Origin of the sequence: Pseudomonas sp. F9001 (assembly GCF_013385435.1) — a bacterium.
GTDB lineage: Bacteria > Pseudomonadota > Gammaproteobacteria > Pseudomonadales > Pseudomonadaceae > Aquipseudomonas.
The window spans coordinates 1-17,579 of record NZ_JACAPX010000038.1; the positions used below are offsets into that span (position 1 = coordinate 1).

Below are 17,579 nucleotides of genomic sequence, written 5' to 3' on the forward strand. Positions count from 1 at the left end.
TTTTGATCTGACTGCCCCAATAAGCCCGAGGCCGAACGCAGGTATTGCGGAGCGGCGGCCCGCGGAGCAATGCCGTTTGGTGGACTTTGCCGCTTTTGCAAAGTGACTCGCTGTAAGAGCGAAACCATACGCCGCCGTTACCCAAATAACGGATATGTACCCAATCACTGAGCTGGCTTGCAGGCCATGGCATCAGGTTTTGCAGCCAACTCCCGCAGCACCTTGAGCAATGTGGTCTCACCCTTGACCACGTCCGCCTGCTCAAAGCAGATCCAACCTTCGTTAAACCCATCAATCATGCGCATGCGCGGCATTGGATTCTGCGCGCCTTGCTCACGAAACATCGGCTCCCACGCATCGCGAGGCACCACCTGTGCTGTCACACCACGACCAAGCACTTCGGTCAACGTACGAGCGATGTCGTTCGGGCTGACCCATTGGCCTTCCAGCTCAACTACCCGACGCCCACTCCAGTGCTGCTGTAACAATTGCGCGGCAAGGCGGCCGACGTCGGCAGTAGCGATCATCGGCACGGCTTTATCCAGCGGTTGCAGGAAGCTGTTGATCACCCCGTGCTCGCGGGCGGCCAGCACGTCATAGGCCGAGTTCTCCATAAACCAGCCCGGGCGCAAAAAGGTCACCGGCACGTTCAACGCGCTCAGCGCCTGTTCCATCAAGGTGCGTTGGGTCAGCAGGTTCAGGTGTTCGGCCTGGGCGCCAATGGTCGACAGGCAAACAACTTTCTGCGGGGCCGCAGCTTCAATGGCCTGAGCGACGGCGGCAATCACCTTGCGCGCCTCGGGAAAACCCGGCTCCGGGTCGAAATCCGAAGGCGGCAGGATGAACACGCCGGTGGCTCCCTTGAACGCGTCGGTAAGCGTAGCGGCGTCGTCCATATTGGCGATGGCGACCTCGCAACCAAGGGCGGCCCATACGGCGCCTTTGCTGGCATCGCGAATGATTGCGCGCACGGGTTGACGATCGTTGAGGAGAAAGCGCGCGAGGGCGCCGCCGACTTTGCCTGTGATTCCGGTGATGACATACATGGTGTTTACGCCTGTTGTTCCAATGTGTGGATCAAGCATAAACACCGCCCTGGATTGACAGAATAGCGATCCCGTCACTGCATCAGTGACTCAGAATCATGAATCACTCAGTGGTGGCAATCGGCGTTTTACCGGGGTTTTCTTGACGATGGCGGTGTTGGTTTCGGCGTAAGCGTTGAGCTTATCCAGCAGTGTGTCGAGTTGGTCCATGGTGCGCACATGCAGGCGTGCGATGAAGCAGTCATCGCCGGTCACTTTGTCGCATTCGGTGAACTCGGGGATCGCCTGGATCTGGCGCTCCACCTCCTGCAGTTTCCCGGGCAGTGGGCGGATGCGCACGATGGCTTGCAGCAGATAGCCAAAATGCTTGGGGTCAATGTCCACGGTGTAGTTCTTCAACACGCCACGCTCTTCCAGCCGTCGCAGCCGCTCGCCGACGCTGGGGGAGGACAGGCCGGTGATACCCGCCAAGGCCTTGAGGGACAGGCGCGAATCGTCCATCAGCGCGGCGATCAGTTGCTGGTCAATGCTGTCAATCATGGTCGCTCCGAAAGCGATTGCTCAGGTTTGCCTAATAAGAATAGGCGAAATGAAAGGTTCGCCTTATTTAGAATATGGAGTCGCTACAGGCCAGATTGCCATAATTGAGCCTCACTTGAGGAGCTCAATCATGGACAAATCCATACGTCGCGGTTCATGGGAAATGGTCGCCGCCATGCTCATATCCGGCACCATCGGCTGGTTCGTGCTGGTGTCGGGAGTGCCAGTGGTCGAAGTGGTGTTCTGGCGCTGCGTGATCGGCGCGCTGACGTTGCTGGTGGTGTGCTGGCTGCTCGGCTATCTGCGCCTGGACTTGCTGGACTACACCAAACTCGGGCTGGCGATGCTCAGCGGCGTGGCGATCGTGGGGAATTGGTTGCTGCTGTTCGAGTCCTACGCCAGGGCATCCATTTCCATCAGTACAGCGGTGTATAACGTGCAGCCGTTCATGCTGGTGTTGCTGGCGGCAGTGTTCCTGGGCGAGAAAATCACCGTGCAGAAGCTCGCCTGGCTGAGCGTGGCGTTCGTGGGAATGCTGGCGATTGTCACTGCCCATGGCGATCAGTCAAATACCGGGGACGACTATCTGGTGGGCGTGGCATTGGCGATGGGCGCGGCGCTTTTGTACGCGATTGCCGCCCTGATCATCAAGCGCTTGAAGGAGGTGCCGCCGCATTTGATGGCGTTGATCCAGGTGACCACGGGCGCCTTGCTGCTGGCACCGCTGATGCAGTGGCACAGCCTGTCTGCATCGATGGATGCCTGGGCGGCATTGCTGACCCTGGGCGTTGTGCATACCGGCTTGATGTACGTGTTGCTGTATGGCGCGATCCAGAAGTTGCCGACGGCAATTACCGGGGCGCTGTCATTTGTCTACCCGATTGCGGCAATCTTTGTCGACTGGATTGCCTTTGGGCATCGGCTGGGCTGGATGCAATGGCTGGGCGTGGCGGCCATTCTGCTGGCGGCGGCGGGATTGCAGCGGGGTTGGTGGTGGCGTTCGAAAACAGTGATGAGCGTCACGCCGTAGCATGACGCTCACCGGCGACTCAATGTGCGCCGCGCGGGATGGTCTTGAGCAGGTCATCCGGGCTGATATAACCCACCACGCTGCCCGGTTGCGGCAGGCCGAGGATGTGGCCCTTGATCTTGCCGATCACGTGCATCTCGCAAGGCTTGCAGTCGAACTTCAGCGTCAGTACTTCGTCGCCGTGGATCAACTGCATCGGCGCAACCTTGGTCTTCACCCCCGTCACACCCTTGGCCTGTTTGGGGCAGAGGTTGAACGAGAACCGCAGGCAGTGCTTGGTGATCATCACCGGCACTTCGCCGGTTTCTTCGTGGGCTTCGTACGCCGCGTCGATCAGTTGCACACCATGGCGGTGATAGAAGTCGCGAGCCTTCTGGTTGTAGACGTTGGCCAGGAACGACAGGTGCGATTCCGGATACACCGGCGGCGGCGTGGTTTCCGCCTTGCGGCCGCCCCGTGGATGAGCCTGGATACGCGCCTCGGTCAGCGCCTCGATCACTTCACGGCGCAGGGCCTTGAGCTGCGAATTCGGGATGAAGAACGCCTGCGGCGCATCCAGCTCGATCGCAGTGGCGTGGTACTGCGTGGTGCCCAGTTGGCCCAGCAGGTCGCGCAGGGTTTCCAGGGCCTGTTCCGGCTTGTTGGCCACGCCAAACGGGCCGGGCAGGGCAACGCTGGCGCTGATGCCTTCTTCGCTGGTGACGGTCAGTTCCAGGTGATCTTCCTGCAGGCGAGCCGCCCATGACACGCCGATCCGGCGTTCGGCGGAAGTCTTCAGCAAAGCCTGCTGCCAGTTATGGTCCAGGTTGCGGTTCAACGGATGGTTCGGGCGCAGTTGGTGCAAGCCTGCCGGCATTTCATTGGGTTCGACGCGGTAGCGATAGCGCTTCTCGCCGTCTTCTTCGAACTCACCTTTTGGCTCGGCGATGTTCGCGCGGAAACCTACCACTTCACGCTTGATCAGCACATTGAGGCCGTCGCCGTTGGACAGCGGCTCATGGGTGACCACTTGCAAGTCACGCTTGCCGGCTTTTTCCACCACCCCCACCGGCAGGCCGGTAAAGGTTGGGGTGTCGAAGGCGCCAATGTCGACCTTGCGGTCGGTGACGAAGTAGTCGGTGCTGCCACGGTGGAAGGTCTTTTCCGGGTCCGGCAGGAAGAAATGCGCGGTGCGGCCGCTGGAAGCGCGAGCCAGGTCCGGACGGTCTTCGAGGATCTCGTCGAGGCGCTGACGGTAATAGGCGGTGATGTTCTTCACATAACCCATGTCCTTGTAGCGGCCTTCGATCTTGAACGAACGCACGCCGGCATCCACCAGGGCGCGCAGGTTGGCGCTCTGGTTGTTGTCTTTCATCGACAACAGGTGCTTTTCAAAGGCAACCACACGGCCCTGGTCATCTTTCAAGGTGTAGGGCAGGCGGCAGGCCTGGGAGCAATCGCCGCGGTTGGCGCTGCGGCCATTCTGGGCGTGGGAGATGTTGCACTGGCCGGAGAAGGCCACGCACAAGGCACCGTGGATGAAGAACTCGATGGCGGCATCGGTTTCATCGGCAATCGCACGGATTTCCTGCAGGTTCAGCTCACGGGCCAACACCAGTTGCGAGAACCCGGCCTGGTCGAGGAACTTGGCCCGGCCCAGGGTGCGGATGTCGGTCTGGGTGCTGGCATGCAGTTCGATGGGCGGGATATCCAGCTCCATCACCCCCAGGTCCTGGACGATCAGCGCGTCGACGCCGGCATCGTAAAGCTCGTGGATCAGCTTGCGCGCCGGCTCAAGCTCGTTGTCGTGCAGGATCGTGTTGATGGTGGTGAACACCCGCGCATGGTAGCGCCGAGCGAACTCCACCAACTGCGCGATATCGCTCACGTCGTTGCAGGCGTTATGGCGCGCGCCGAAACTCGGGCCGCCGATGTACACGGCGTCGGCGCCATGCAAGATGGCCTCGCGGGCGATGGCAACATCGCGCGCAGGGCTGAGCAATTCCAGGTGATGCTTGGGCAAGGACATAGTTTTTTTAGTCAGGCTTGTCACGGAGGCGGGCATTGTAGCTGCGAAATGCGCTATCGACATCTATCAAGCCCCAGGTGTGCTCCCAAATTGGAATGCACTCAACGGTGGGAGCCGGGCTTGCCCGCGATGCAGACACCGCGGTGTATCAGTGACACCGAGGCGATCCCATCGCAGCCTCGCTGGGGCTCGACAGCTCCCACATTTGATCATCGTTGGTTGATATAGAGCGTTTGGCTTAGCCCTTGGCGGCCATCGCCGTGACTTCTACCCGCATGCCTTCGACGGCCAGGGCGGCAACACCAACCGCCGCACGCACAGGCCAGGGCTTGGCGAAGTAGCGCTTGTAGACTTCGTTGAACGCGGCGCGGTCGGCCATGTCGGTCAGGTAGATGGTCAGGTGCATGACCCGGTCAATCGAACTGCCGGCACGTTCCAGGGCCACCTTGAGGGCTTGCAGGGTGCATTCGCTTTGCAGGGTGATGTCGCCAAGCTCCAGGCTGCCGTCGGCGCGGGTAGGGATTTGCGTGGAGACAAGAATGCCGTTGAAGCCGATAACGTCGGAAGAGATGGAGTCCGGGTCGAGATCGGGGGTGAAGGCGAGGTCGTGGTTGGCCATGGGATTCCCTTGGGTGACATCAGAAAGAAGGCCGATATGGTCCCCGAAAAAAAGGCCCGGGGCAAACCCGGGCCTTTTCGGCGAAGCAGCAAGGTAAAACGGAAGTCCACGATCAACCGTGTTTGTTTAACTAGCCTGTTGTTTCGTGGATAGTTTAATTACCAATAGTTGCGTGCGCAGGTGCACTGCCGATTAAACTCGATTAATTAAAATTCACTGTGCATATGCGCACGCTGCTGTAGTTTTAACCCTGTCTTAGCCGCTCTGCTTCGACAACATCCTTTGGTTTGCCGCCGCAGTCTCTGCGGCGGATTTTTTATGGGCGCTGATGTATATATATTTAACTTATTTATAAAGTGGCACTTTGATAGTTGGTTGAATCAAACTATCAGTACACCAAGAGAGGCTTGTGCCTGCCCCATTTCGCACAACTGCTATGCAAGATGAGGGATTAATCCACCGCCGCTGAATGCCTATAGTTCTTTCACCGCCGCAGCGCCCCACGGGGCATGCGAAATCCAGTCGTAGATTGAGGTGATCATAATGAATAGCGAATTCAAGCCTGACGTGGCCGATACCCAACCGCAGCACCTGCTCGATGCCGAATACTTTGAATACAGCAAGGCCGCCAATCCCATCAGCGCCAACCTGATCACGCGCATTCCCTATCACAGCTTCCCGGCCTCGCTGTACGACAGTGGGCCCTCTCGGGTAGTGCCGCTGGACCTCAGCGATGCCTTGGGTTGCGAAGGTCCGGCCACCGGTCCGGGGCTGTGTGCGAACTTCATTCGCCTGAACGCCGGCGATACGCTGGAACTGCACCCAAACGCCACTTCACAGGTGTTTTATGTCATCGCCGGGCAGGGCAGTGTGGTTCAGGGCGCGCACCGCATCGACTGGACCAAAGGCTGCTTCATTGCGCTGCCAGGTCTGCAGCAAGCGCGGTTCAGCGCATCAGAGGATGCGCGCCTGTATTACGTCCACGATGAGCCGCTGTTGCGTTACCTGGGCGTGATCCGCAGTGCCGATCGCTTCGTGCCGACGCTGTATCCCGCGGAGCTGGCCAACGCAAAACTGCGGGAAGCGGCCGATGATCCCCGCGCCCAGGACCGTAGCCGTATCAGCATCCTGCTGGGCAATCGCAACTTCCCGCAGACCCGTACCGTGACCCATGTGCTGTGGGCGATGTACGGCATCCTGCCGCCGGGGTCGATTCAGAAGCCCCACCGACACCAGTCGATTGCGCTGGATTTCATCATTGATTGCCCCAAGGGCTGCTATTCGCTGGTGGGCACCGAACTGGACGCCGACGGGCAGATCCGCAACCCGGTGCGGGTCGACTGGTCGCCGGGCCTGGCGTTCGTGACGCCGCCAGGTTACTGGCATGCCCACTTCAATGAGTCCGACACGGAAGCCTTCCTGATTCCGATCCAGGACGCCGGGCTGCAAACCTATCTGCGGTCGCTGGATATCCGCTTCAGTTGAGACGTTTCCAGTGCGGTGTTTCGCCCAGCTGCTCGACGATAAAGTCGATGAAGCACCGCACTTTGGAAGACACGATCCGCTTGGGTGGATAAACGAACCAAACCGCCGATTCACGGCCTGCGATGCGGATATCCCACTCAGGCAACCACACCAGCAACTCGCCGGTTTCAATGGGTTTGGCTACCAGCCAGTCGGGCAGCAAGGCAAATCCCAGGCCCTGTTGTGCGGCGATCAATTGTGCGTCCAGGTCGTTGATCCGGATGCTGTCTTTATGCACCAGCGGTGACACCTCACGCCCGTTGGCAAATGCACTGTCAGCCGCCCCCAGGATCGCCGGCATGGCAGCCAGGTCGGCAGGGTTGACCGGCGCCGGATACTCCCGGCAAAACGCCGGGCTGGCCACCAGCCGGTAGCGCTCATCGCAGATCTTGCGTGCCTTCAACGTGGAATCCGCCAGGGTGCCAATGCGGATCGCCAGGTCCGCGCCGGCATGAATCAGGTTGACGTGGCTGTCGTCCAGCACCAGTTCCAGCTTGATCTGCGGGTAGCGGGCCAGGAAGGCATTCAAGGTGGGAAGGATATGGTGGCGGGCAAAGGCGGGCGGCAGGTTGAGCTTGAGCACGCCCCGTGGTTGTTCGTTCAGTGCGGAGGTGGCGGCCTTGGCTTGTTCGAGTTCATCCAGTACCCGGCGTGCGTGCGTCAGGAATGTCTGGCCACCCTCGGTCAGGTGCAGCGTACGGGTAGAGCGGTTGAACAAGGCGATGCCGAGGTCCTGTTCAAGGTCCTTCACGTAGCGTGAAACCGTGGAAGCCTTGATGCCAAGCCGGTCGGCGGCACGGGAGAAGTTATTGCCCTCGGCGGCTTCGACAAAGGCGGTTAACGCAGCGAAGTAATCCAAGGGCGGCCTCGACTTGACGGTGGGTTGCCTGGCGCTACAGCGGCGTCAGCACGTTCATCACGGTGTCCAGCGCCACCCGGGTATCGTCCAGTTGCACCAGGGAGGCATGCCGCGCGCCGAGGGCGTCACGGTTCTTGATCGCCGTGAGGATCGCCTTGTGCCGGGGCAGGCTGAGGCCCTGGATGTCGGGACGACGGTTGGTGATGTTGATGGACTCGCGAAGTGGCAGCGACAGCATGTTGCACATGTAGGCCAGCAAGTCGTTGCGGGTCGCATCGGCAATCGCCCGGTGGAAGTCCAGGTCTGCCTGCAGCAACGTTTCGTGGGTATTGGCGGTTTCCATGCCGAGGTAGGCTTTTTCGATGGTAGCAATGTCGTCGTCGGTCGCGGTGGTCGCAGCCATGGCGGCGATTTCCGGCTCGAGGATCCGACGTACACCGGCCAGGGTGTTGAAAAACTCGCTGTGGGGTGTCGACTGCATCAGCCAGGTCAGCACGTCCGGGTCCAGCAAGTGCCACTGCACCCGTGGGCGCACCACGGCGCCAACCTTGGGCTTGGAAATCACCAGGCCCTTGGCGCTGAGCACCCGGGTCGCCTCACGCAATACCGAGCGGCTGACCTTGTACTCCTCGCACAAGGTGGCCTCCATGGGCAACCGTTCTTCCGGCTTGAAGCGCCCGGAAACGATGTGCATGCCCAAGTCCTGAACGATTTGGGCGTGCATGCTCTTGCGCGGCTTGGTCGGCTGCTGATCCATAACAGGGAGGCTACTCTGGCGAAATACGCGGCATCATAGCATTGCTCCCGTCCCAATTAGTGGGAATGACGCGGCACTTCGGCGCCACGGCAGCCCACCAGGAAGTCGAAGTCGCAGCCCTGGTCTGCCTGTAATACGTGGTCGATGTACAGCTGCCGGTAGCCCCCGACAATCAGCTGCTCGGGCGGCGCAAGGTCGGCCATGCGGGCCGCCAGTTCGGCGTCCGGGATGTCCAGGTGCAGGCGGCCATTGGCGCAATCGAGTTCGATCCAGTCGCCTTCCTTGACCGTCGCCAATGGACCGCCGGCCGCCGCTTCCGGTGCCACGTGCAACACCACGGTGCCGTAGGCCGTGCCGCTCATGCGCGCATCGGAAATCCGCACCATGTCGGTCACGCCCTGGGCCAGCAGTTTGGCCGGCAAGCCCATGTTGCCGACTTCCGCCATGCCCGGATAACCCTTGGGCCCGCAGTTTTTCATCACCAGGATCGAGTTGGCATCCACGTCCAGTTCCGGGTCGTTGATCCGTGCCTTGTACATGTCGAAGTTCTCGAACACCACGGCACGCCCGCGATGCTGCATCAGTTCGGCACTGGCAGCCGAGGGCTTGAGGACTGCACCCAGTGGTGCGAGGTTGCCCCGCAGCACACAAATGCCGCCGTCGGCGCGGATCGGGTTGTCGAGGGTGCGGATCACTTCGTCCTGGCCGTAGATCGGTGCTTCGCGGGTGTTTTCGCCGAGGGACTTGCCGTTGACGGTCAAGGCATTCGGGTGCGGGATCAGGTTGGCCTCACCGAGGCGGCGCAGCACCGCCGGCAGGCCGCCAGCGTAGTAGAACTCCTCCATCAGGAAGCGCCCGGACGGCTGCAGGTCGACGATGGTCGGCATGCCACGGCCCATGCGGGTCCAGTCGTCCAGGTCGAGCTCGACGCCGATGCGTCCGGCGATGGCTTTCAGGTGAATCACCGCGTTGGTCGAGCCGCCGATGGCTGCGTTGACGCGAATCGCGTTTTCGAAAGCCTCCTTGGTCAGGATCTTCGACAGCTTCAGGTCTTCACGCACCATTTCCACCGCACGCATGCCGGACATGTGCGCCAGTACATAACGCCGTGCATCCACCGCGGGAATCGCCGCGTTGTGGGGCAGGGACGTGCCGAGTGCTTCGGCCATGCAGGCCATGGTCGAGGCGGTGCCCATGGTGTTGCAGGTGCCCGCCGAGCGGGACATGCCACCTTCGGCCGCGAGGAAATCGTCGAGGGTAATGGTGCCCGCCTTGACCTGTTCGCTGAGCTGCCACACCACGGTGCCCGAGCCGATGTCCTGGCCCTTGTGCTTGCCGTTGAGCATCGGCCCGCCGGTGACGACGATCGCCGGCACGTCGCAACTGGCGGCGCCCATCAGCAGCGCCGGAGTGGTCTTGTCACAGCCGGTCAGCAGCACCACGCCGTCGATGGGATTGCCGCGAATGGCTTCCTCCACGTCCATGCTGGCCAGGTTACGGGTGAGCATCGCGGTGGGGCGCAGGTTCGATTCGCCGTTGGAGAACACCGGAAATTCCACTGGAAAGCCACCGGCTTCGATCACGCCGCGTTTCACATGCTCGGCAATCTGGCGGAAGTGCGCGTTGCAGGGCGTCAGCTCCGACCAGGTATTGCAGATCCCGATGATCGGTTTGCCGTGGAACTGATGATCGGCAATCCCCTGATTTTTCATCCAGCTGCGGTACATGAAGCCGTTTTTATCGGCGGTACCAAACCAGCTGGCGGAGCGCAGGACGGGCTTTTTCTCGGACATGGCTGACTCTCTTATTGTAAGACTATATTGATCCATTCTCGGCTTAACATAGGCGTAAATTCGGGTGTTTGGAAGTGTTGTTGATTAAATAGTATTACTATATAGTCCGATTCAACGAGGCCTGGCCCTGGCGGTTTTCCGCGAGAGGCGACCCGAAACGCTCTATAAAAATAACAATCGGAGACCGCTCACATGAGCCAGGAACAGCGGCTGATACGTCGCATCACGCTGAAACTGATTCCCTTCCTGATCTTGCTGTACCTGATTGCCTACGTGGATCGCTCGGCCGTGGGCTTCGCCAAATTGCACATGGGCGCGGATGTCGGCATCGGCGATGCGGCGTATGGACTGGGAGCAGGGCTGTTCTTTATTGGCTACTTCCTGCTGGAAATCCCCAGCAACCTGATGCTCGACCGTTTCGGCGCGCGGCGCTGGTTCGCACGAATCATGGTGACCTGGGGCGCGATTACCATCGGCATGGCATTCGTCCAGGGCCCCCACAGTTTCTATGTGATGCGCTTTCTGCTGGGCGCCGCCGAAGCCGGGTTCTTCCCGGGTGTCCTCTACTACATCACCCAATGGTTCCCGGTGAGGCACCGCGGCAAGATCCTCGGGCTGTTCATCCTGTCCCAACCCATCGCCATGATGATCACCGGCCCCGTGGCGGGCGGCTTGCTCGGCATGGACGGGATACTCGGCCTGCACGGCTGGCAGTGGTTGTTCATCGTCATCGGCACCCCGGCGATCCTGCTGACCTGGCCGGTGCTGCGCTACCTGCCGGATGGGCCGCAACAGGTGAAATGGATGGACCAGGCGGAGAAGGCCTGGCTCACCGGCGAGCTGGCCAAAGACCTGCAAGCCTACGGCCAGACCCGGCACGGCAACCCGCTGCATGCGCTGAAGGACAAACGCGTGCTGCTGCTGGCGCTGTTCTACTTGCCGGTGACCTTGAGCATTTATGGGCTGGGCCTCTGGCTGCCGACCTTGATCAAGCAGTTTGGCGGCAGCGACCTGACCACCGGGTTTGTGTCGGCAGTGCCCTACATCTTCGGGATCATCGGTTTGCTGATCGTCCCGCGCAGTTCCGATCGCCTGAATGATCGCTACGGTCATCTTGCCGTGCTCTACGTGTTGGGCGCCATCGGCCTGTTCCTCAGCGCCTGGCTGACAGTGCCGCTGTGGCAACTGGCAGCGCTGTGCCTGGTGGCGTTTGCGCTGTTCTCTTGCACGGCGGTGTTCTGGACCTTGCCGGGACGTTTCTTTGCCGGCGCGAGTGCAGCGGCGGGCATCGCCTTGATCAACTCGGTGGGCAACCTCGGCGGCTACATCGGGCCGTTCGTGATCGGCGCCCTCAAGGAGTACACCGGCAACCTTGCGTCGGGCTTGTACTTCCTGGCGTGCGTGATGCTGTTCGGGGTGGTGTTGACCGGGGTGGTCTATCGGTTGCTGGAGCGCAGGCACGTGCTGCCGCCCGACCAGTTCGCCGCCAGCGCCCGTGGCGCCACGCGTACTTAATTGGCAATCAGGAGAACACTCATGGGGTTAGTGCAGTTTGAATTGAACAACGGCGAACGCCGAGTGGGCGTGGTCGACGGCGATCAGGTACGCGAGGTGCGGGCCGCCCGCACGGTACGCGACCTGGCACTCGCCGCCATCGAGGCTGGCGTCACCTTGCAACAGCACATAGACCACCTCGGCCTGGCCGAGAGCCACGACTACGCCAGACTGCTGGCCGCGCAGAAGATCTTGCCACCGCTGGATCACCCGGACCCTGCCCACACGCTGGTCAGCGGTACCGGCCTGACCCACCTGGGCAGTGCGTCGGCGCGGGACAAGATGCACCAGAACGCCAGTGACGAAAGCGCGATGACCGACAGCATGCGCATCTTCAAATGGGGCGTGGAGGGCGGCAAACCGGCTGCTGGCCAGGCCGGTGTGCAGCCGGAATGGTTCTACAAGGGCGACGGCAGCATCGTGGTGCGTCCGGGCCAGCCATTCCCGTGGCCAGCGTTTGCCGAAGACGCCGGCGAAGAGCCGGAAATCGCCGGGCTGTATGTGATTGGTCACGACGGCAAGCCGTATCGCCTGGGCTACGCGGTGGGCAACGAGTTTTCCGACCACGTGATGGAGCGCAAGAATTACCTGTACCTGGCCCACTCCAAGCTGCGCAGTTGCAGCTACGGTCCCGAGTTGCGCCTGGGTGAACTGCCCCGGCACCTGGCGGGCACCAGCCGTATCGTGCGCAATGGCGAGGTGTTGTGGCAGCACGAATTCCTCAGTGGCGAAGCCAACATGTGCCACAGCCTCGAAAACCTTGAATACCACCATTTCAAATACACCCAGTTCCTGCGCCCAGGTGACGTGCATATCCATTTCTTCGGCACCGCCACCTTGTCGTTTGCCGACGGCATTCGTACCCAGCCAGGCGATGTGTTCGAAATCAGCCAGGCCGAATTCGGCGCGCCATTGATCAACGGCATTGCCGTGGCCAACAGCGGCGTGGCACCTGGCGGCATAGGCACCCTTTGAAGGAGACAGGCATGACCCGGATTTGTGGCCATAACTACATCGGCGGCCAGCGCAGCGCTGCCGGCAGCATCACCCTGCAGAGCATCGACGCCACCAGTGGCGAGGCATTGCCCTTTGATTTCTACCAGGCCACCGCGCAGGAGGTCGACGCCGCGGCGAACGCCGCCGCTCAGGCTTACCCGGCCTATCGCAGCCTGAGCGCGCAGCATCGTGCGTCGTTCCTGGAGGCGATAGCCGATGAACTGGACGCCCTGGGCGATGACTTTGTCGCCCTGGTCTGCCGCGAAACGGCGTTGCCCGCCGGGCGTATCCAGGGTGAGCGCGGTCGTACCAGCGGCCAGATGCGGTTGTTCGCCAAGGTACTGCGGCGCGGTGATTTCTACGGCGCGCGGATCGACCAGGCGCTGCCGGATCGTCAGCCCTTGCCGCGCCCGGATCTGCGCCAATACCGCATCGGCCTGGGGCCGGTCGCGGTGTTTGGGGCGAGCAATTTCCCCCTGGCCTTTTCCACTGCCGGTGGCGACACCGCCGCCGCGCTGGCGGCCGGTTGCCCGGTGGTGTTCAAGGCCCACAGCGGCCACATGGCCACCGCCGAGCGGGTCGCCGATGCGATCATGCGGGCGGCCGAGCGCACAGGTATGCCCGGTGGCGTGTTCAACATGATCTTCGGCGGCGGTGTGGGGGAAGCGCTGGTCAAGCACCCGGCGATCCAGGCCGTGGGGTTTACCGGCTCGCTCAAGGGCGGCCGGGCGTTGTGCGATATGGCGGCGGCACGCCCGCAACCGATCCCGGTGTTCGCCGAGATGTCCAGCATCAACCCGGTGATCGTCTTGCCCCAGGCCCTGCAAACCCGGGCAGATACCATCGCCCGCGACCTGGTCGCCTCGGTGGTGCAGGGGTGCGGCCAGTTCTGCACGAACCCGGGCCTGGTGATCGGGATTGCCTCGCCAGCGTTCACAGGCTTCACCCAACAGGTCGCCCAACTGATCGGCGGCCAGCCCGCGCAAACCATGCTCAATGCCGGCACCTTGAACAGCTACGGCAAAGGCCTGCACACGCTGCTGGCCCATCCTCACATCGAGCACCTGGCGGGCCAGACGCAAACCGGCAATCAGGCGCAGCCACAGCTGTTCAAAGCGCACGCCAGCCTGCTGATCAACGGCGATGAAGTGCTGCAGGAGGAAGTGTTCGGCCCCACCACGGTGTTCGTGGAAGTCGCCGACCAGGCCCAACTCGCTGCGGCGTTGCACGGCCTGCACGGCCAATTGACCGCGACGATCATCGGCGAGCCGGCGGATTTCACCCAGTTCGGCGAGTTGACGCCGCTGCTGGAGCAAAAGGTTGGCCGCATCCTGCTCAACGGCTACCCCACGGGCGTCGAGGTGTGTGACGCGATGGTCCACGGCGGGCCGTATCCGGCGACTTCGGATGCCCGTGGCACTTCCGTGGGTACCCTGGCGATCGAGCGTTTCCTGCGACCTGTGTGCTTTCAGAATTACCCTGATAGCCTGCTCCCCGACGCGCTGAAGAATGCCAACCCGTTGCGCATTCAGCGTCTGGTAGATGGGCAGCCGTCGCGCGACGCGCTGTAACCGGTACCACCTGAAAACAACAAGAAAGCAGGAGGTTTCATGTCGTGGACCGCAGTCACACCGCACCGGGCTCGGCTGGGCGAAGGGCCGTTCTGGGATGTACCGGGCCAGGCCTTGTATTGGGTGGACATCATCGGCCAGCAGGCCTTGCGCCTGCAGGGCGGGCAATTGCACACCTGGCAATTGCCTGAGCCGGTCTCGGCGTTTATCCCGTGCGCCAGCGGCGATGCACTGGTGACCCTGAGCAGCGGCGTGTATCGCCTCGACCTCGATTCGGCGCCAAGCGATCCGCGCCTGACCTTGCTCTGCGTCGCCGATCCGCAACCGGGCAACCGTGCCAACGAAGCCCGCTGCGATGCCCAGGGCCGGCTGTGGCTGGGCACCATGCAGAACAACATCGGCGAGCACGGTGAAGACTTGCCGGTGCTGCGACGTTCCGGCGGCCTGTTCCGGGTCGATACCGACGGGCAGGTCACGCCGTTGCTGCAAGGCCTGGGGATTCCCAACACCTTGCTGTGGAACGACGCCGCCACCCACGTGCATTTCGGCGACAGCCTGGACGGCACGCTCTATCAATATCCGATTAATGAACAGGGCCAGCTCGCACCCGCGCAAGTCTGGTTCGGGCCTCACTCCCGGGGTGGCCCGGACGGCTCGGCCATGGACGCCGAAGGCTATATCTGGAACGCCCGCTGGGACGGCAGCTGCCTGCTGCGGCTGACGCCGGACGGTGAAGTTGACCGGGTCATCGAATTGCCGGTCAGCCGTCCCACCAGTTGCGTGTTCGCAGGCCCCGACCTCAAGACCTTGTACATCACCAGTGCCGCCAGCCCGCTGGATCACCCGCTGGACGGTGCGGTGCTGGCCATTGAGGTCGATGTGCCGGGGAAAACCTGCCACCGCTTTGCAGGATAACCAACAGGCTGTTTAACGCACTCAAAAACAACAACAAGGAGTCACCCTATGAATCGTCGTCGTGGTATCCGTTCCCTGTGCTGCGCCGCTGTGGCGGTGTCCGCCGTCGGCCTGAGCAGCCTGTTGCTGGCGGCCGAGCCGGTGAAGATCGGCTTTCTGGTCAAGCAGGCGGAAGAGCCCTGGTTCCAGACCGAATGGGCCTTCGCCGAAAAGGCCGGCAAGGACAAGGGCTTCGAGGTGATCAAGATCGCCGTGCCCGACGGCGAGAAAACCCTCTCGGCCATCGACAGCCTGGCGGCCAACGGTGCCAAGGGTTTTGTGATTTGCCCGCCGGACGTGTCCCTCGGCCCGGCGATCATGGCCAAGGCCAAAGCCAACGGCTTGAAAGTGATCGCCGTGGATGACCGTTTTGTGGACGCCAAGGGCAACTTCATGGAAGACGTGCCTTACCTGGGCATGGCCGCGTTTGAAGTGGGCGAGAAGCAGGGCAGTGCCATGGCCACTGAAGCGAAAAAACGTGGCTGGGACTGGAAGGACACCTATGCGGTGATCAACACCTACAACGAACTCGATACCGGCAAAAAGCGCACTGATGGCTCGGTCAAATCCCTGAAGGCCGCGGGCATTCCAGATGATCACATCCTGTACGCAGCCCTCAAGACCCTCGACGTCCCCGGCAGCATGGACGCCACCAACTCGGCGCTGGTCAAGCTGCCCGGCGGCGCGAAAAACCTGATCATCGGCGGCATGAATGACAACACCGTGCTTGGCGGCGTGCGCGCCACCGAAAGCGCCGGGTTTGCGGCGGCGAATGTCATCGGCATCGGCATCAACGGCACCGATGCCATTGGCGAATTGAAGAAAGCCAACAGCGGCTTCTTCGGCTCGATGCTGCCCAGCCCGCACATCGAGGGCTACAACACCGCGAGCATGATGTTCGAGTGGGTCACTACGGGTAAGGAGCCGCCGAAGTACACGGCCATGGATGAGGTGACGCTGATCACCCGCGAGAACTTCAAACAGGAGCTGGAAAAGATCGGTTTGTGGAACTGATGGCCGCTGACGTTTCCCGGCAGCCCTGCTAACGCCGGTACTGTGAGAGCTGTCGAGCTTTGGCGAGGCTGCGATAGCGGTGGGTCAGGCACCTTGGATATTGATAGTGCCGACGTCATCGCAGCCTCGCCAAAGCTCGACAGCTCCCACAGGTTTAGTCAGCAGAGAATTTCAGCACGGTATTCTGCGTGTAGGTCTGGCCAGGATCGAGACGGGTAGAGGGGAAGCTCGGCTGGTTGGGGCCGTCGGGAAAATGCTGGGTTTCCAGGGTGAACGCACTCCAGTGGGCGTAAGGCTTGCCACCCTTGCCCTTGATCGTCCCGTCGAGGAAGTTGCCGGTATAGAACTGCACGCCAGGCTCGCTGGTATACAGCTGCAAGCGGCGACCGGACTGCGGGTCACGAACGTCGGCGGCCAGTTTGCCGATATCACCCTTGGCATCCAGCACCCAGTTGAAGTCAAAGCCACCTTGTTTAGGTTCGGCGAATTTCAGCTGGGGATGATCGTCCTTGATGTGCTGGCCGATGGCAGTGGGCTTGAGAAAGTCCATCGGCGTACCGGCGACCGGGGCCAGTTCGCCGGTGGGAATCAGGGTGCTGTTGACCGGGGTGTAATGGCTGGCATGCAGGGTGGCGACCTGCTTGAGCACATCACCGCTGCCTGCGCCGGCGAGGTTGAAGTAACTGTGGTTGGTGAGGTTGAGCACCGTGGGTTTGTCGGTGGTGGCCTTGTAGTCGATGTGCAGTTCGTTCTTGTCGTTGAGGCTATAGGTGACATCGACTTTCAGGTTGCCGGGGAAACCCATCTCGCCGTCCTTTGACAGGTAGCTCAGGGTCACGCCCACCGAATCGTCCTGCTTGACCGGCTGGGCTTTCCACACATGCTTGTCGAAACCTTGCGGGCCGCCGTGCAGCGAGTTCGGCCCGTCGTTGAGGGGCACTTGATAGCGTTTGCCGTCCAGTTCAAAGCTGCCCTTGTCCAGGCGGTTGCCAAAACGGCCGATGGTCGCGCCGAAGAACGCAGTACCGGCCTGGTAGCCCTGGACGTCATCGAAGCCCAGCACCACGTCGGCGAACTGGCCGTGTTTGTCGGGTACTTTCAGCGACTGCAAGACCGCGCCATAGGTGATGACCGTGGCTTGTACGCCATGGCTGTTACGCAACACATACTGCTCGACGGCGGTGCCGTCATTGGTTTTGCCGAAGGGTTTGTGTTCGCTGGACAAGCCAGCCGCCTGAGCGCCCAGGCTGGCCACCGCCAGGGAGAGGCCAAGGCCGGTAAGCAGGAATCGGGATTGCCGCATGACTGAGCTAC

Annotated in this window: 15 protein-coding genes; 7 read left to right on the forward strand and 8 right to left on the reverse strand. The window is 61.6% G+C overall.

The genetic code is table 11. The features are described 5' to 3' along the window. Window positions 1-164 precede the first annotated feature (164 nt). Together HX818_RS27525 and HX818_RS27530 are read right to left on the reverse strand one after the other, a co-directional pair. Complete coding sequence (locus tag HX818_RS27525) at window positions 165-1,046, reverse strand: NmrA family NAD(P)-binding protein (protein ID WP_177021081.1); 882 nt, start codon at window positions 1,044-1,046, stop codon at window positions 165-167. 96 nt (window positions 1,047-1,142) lie between these two features. Next, window positions 1,143-1,586: an Lrp/AsnC family transcriptional regulator gene (locus HX818_RS27530; protein ID WP_003217805.1), complete on the reverse strand. Its 444-nt coding sequence runs from the start codon at window positions 1,584-1,586 to the stop codon at window positions 1,143-1,145. Window positions 1,587-1,716: 130 nt separating this feature from the next. Here HX818_RS27530 and HX818_RS27535 point away from each other — a divergent pair, with 130 nt between their 5' ends. Next, window positions 1,717-2,616: a DMT family transporter gene (locus tag HX818_RS27535; protein WP_177021082.1), complete on the forward strand. Its 900-nt coding sequence runs from the start codon at window positions 1,717-1,719 to the stop codon at window positions 2,614-2,616. Window positions 2,617-2,635: 19 nt separating this feature from the next. Here HX818_RS27535 and HX818_RS27540 read toward each other — a convergent pair whose 3' ends face one another. Continuing rightward, entirely contained in the window at window positions 2,636-4,624 is a 1,989-nt protein-coding gene (locus tag HX818_RS27540; protein WP_177021083.1) for a U32 family peptidase, read from the reverse strand. A gap of 238 nt (window positions 4,625-4,862) precedes the next feature. Beyond that, window positions 4,863-5,243, reverse strand: coding sequence for a RidA family protein (locus tag HX818_RS27545; protein ID WP_003217799.1), 381 nt, complete (start codon window positions 5,241-5,243; stop codon window positions 4,863-4,865). Between the two features lie 543 nt (window positions 5,244-5,786). Between HX818_RS27545 and HX818_RS27550 the strand changes: the two genes are divergently transcribed. Continuing rightward, the gene (locus tag HX818_RS27550; RefSeq protein WP_008433330.1) at window positions 5,787-6,728 is read left to right on the forward strand and encodes a cupin; all 942 of its coding nucleotides are present in this window, start codon (window positions 5,787-5,789) and stop codon (window positions 6,726-6,728) included. On the opposite strand, the gene HX818_RS27555 is transcribed toward HX818_RS27550, so the two are convergent. The 3 genes from HX818_RS27555 to HX818_RS27565 are packed head-to-tail and all read right to left on the reverse strand — an operon-like array spanning window position 6,721 to window position 10,176. Next, window positions 6,721-7,626, reverse strand: a complete 906-nt coding sequence (locus HX818_RS27555; protein ID WP_177021084.1) for a LysR family transcriptional regulator — start codon at window positions 7,624-7,626, stop codon at window positions 6,721-6,723. The genes HX818_RS27550 and HX818_RS27555 overlap by 8 nt on opposite strands. A gap of 34 nt (window positions 7,627-7,660) precedes the next feature. Next, complete coding sequence (locus HX818_RS27560; RefSeq protein ID WP_177021085.1) at window positions 7,661-8,383, reverse strand: FadR/GntR family transcriptional regulator; 723 nt, start codon at window positions 8,381-8,383, stop codon at window positions 7,661-7,663. 56 nt (window positions 8,384-8,439) lie between these two features. Then, entirely contained in the window at window positions 8,440-10,176 is a 1,737-nt protein-coding gene (locus HX818_RS27565; protein WP_008433338.1) for an IlvD/Edd family dehydratase, read from the reverse strand. Between the two features lie 192 nt (window positions 10,177-10,368). On the opposite strand from HX818_RS27565, the gene HX818_RS27570 reads away from it, so the two are divergent. The 5 genes from HX818_RS27570 to HX818_RS27590 are packed head-to-tail and all read left to right on the forward strand — an operon-like array spanning window position 10,369 to window position 16,265. Beyond that, window positions 10,369-11,691: an MFS transporter gene (locus HX818_RS27570; protein WP_087693837.1), complete on the forward strand. Its 1,323-nt coding sequence runs from the start codon at window positions 10,369-10,371 to the stop codon at window positions 11,689-11,691. Window positions 11,692-11,712: 21 nt separating this feature from the next. Next, a complete protein-coding gene (gene araD1, locus HX818_RS27575) occupies window positions 11,713-12,705 on the forward strand; it encodes an AraD1 family protein (RefSeq protein ID WP_134326635.1) in 993 nt (330 codons plus the stop codon). Window positions 12,706-12,716: 11 nt separating this feature from the next. Then, a complete protein-coding gene (locus HX818_RS27580) occupies window positions 12,717-14,297 on the forward strand; it encodes an aldehyde dehydrogenase (NADP(+)) (protein WP_177021086.1) in 1,581 nt (526 codons plus the stop codon). 39 nt (window positions 14,298-14,336) lie between these two features. Beyond that, a complete protein-coding gene (locus HX818_RS27585; RefSeq protein WP_177021087.1) occupies window positions 14,337-15,212 on the forward strand; it encodes an SMP-30/gluconolactonase/LRE family protein in 876 nt (291 codons plus the stop codon). Between the two features lie 48 nt (window positions 15,213-15,260). Next, window positions 15,261-16,265 carry a substrate-binding domain-containing protein gene (locus tag HX818_RS27590; protein WP_003217769.1) on the forward strand — a complete coding sequence of 335 codons (1,005 nt, stop codon included), beginning with the start codon at window positions 15,261-15,263 and terminating at the stop codon, window positions 16,263-16,265. A 154-nt stretch (window positions 16,266-16,419) separates the two neighbouring features. Here the strand turns inward: HX818_RS27590 and HX818_RS27595 are convergent, their stop codons facing one another. After that, complete coding sequence (locus HX818_RS27595; RefSeq protein WP_102369085.1) at window positions 16,420-17,568, reverse strand: aldose epimerase family protein; 1,149 nt, start codon at window positions 17,566-17,568, stop codon at window positions 16,420-16,422. Between the last annotated feature and the right edge of the window lie 11 nt (window positions 17,569-17,579).

Coding starts and splice junctions, on each gene's coding strand:
- HX818_RS27530 (WP_003217805.1), bottom strand. CDS start 1,586: ATGATTGACAGCATTGACCAGCAACTGATCGCCGCGCTGATGGACGAT.
- HX818_RS27545 (WP_003217799.1), bottom strand. CDS start 5,243: ATGGCCAACCACGACCTCGCCTTCACCCCCGATCTCGACCCGGACTCC.
- HX818_RS27560 (WP_177021085.1), bottom strand. CDS start 8,383: ATGGATCAGCAGCCGACCAAGCCGCGCAAGAGCATGCACGCCCAAATC.
- HX818_RS27525 (WP_177021081.1), bottom strand. CDS start 1,046: ATGTATGTCATCACCGGAATCACAGGCAAAGTCGGCGGCGCCCTCGCG.
- HX818_RS27565 (WP_008433338.1), bottom strand. CDS start 10,176: ATGTCCGAGAAAAAGCCCGTCCTGCGCTCCGCCAGCTGGTTTGGTACC.
- HX818_RS27535 (WP_177021082.1), top strand. CDS start 1,717: ATGGACAAATCCATACGTCGCGGTTCATGGGAAATGGTCGCCGCCATG.
- HX818_RS27540 (WP_177021083.1), bottom strand. CDS start 4,624: ATGTCCTTGCCCAAGCATCACCTGGAATTGCTCAGCCCTGCGCGCGAT.
- araD1 (WP_134326635.1), top strand. CDS start 11,713: ATGGGGTTAGTGCAGTTTGAATTGAACAACGGCGAACGCCGAGTGGGC.
- HX818_RS27590 (WP_003217769.1), top strand. CDS start 15,261: ATGAATCGTCGTCGTGGTATCCGTTCCCTGTGCTGCGCCGCTGTGGCG.
- HX818_RS27550 (WP_008433330.1), top strand. CDS start 5,787: ATGAATAGCGAATTCAAGCCTGACGTGGCCGATACCCAACCGCAGCAC.
- HX818_RS27595 (WP_102369085.1), bottom strand. CDS start 17,568: ATGCGGCAATCCCGATTCCTGCTTACCGGCCTTGGCCTCTCCCTGGCG.
- HX818_RS27570 (WP_087693837.1), top strand. CDS start 10,369: ATGAGCCAGGAACAGCGGCTGATACGTCGCATCACGCTGAAACTGATT.
- HX818_RS27580 (WP_177021086.1), top strand. CDS start 12,717: ATGACCCGGATTTGTGGCCATAACTACATCGGCGGCCAGCGCAGCGCT.
- HX818_RS27585 (WP_177021087.1), top strand. CDS start 14,337: ATGTCGTGGACCGCAGTCACACCGCACCGGGCTCGGCTGGGCGAAGGG.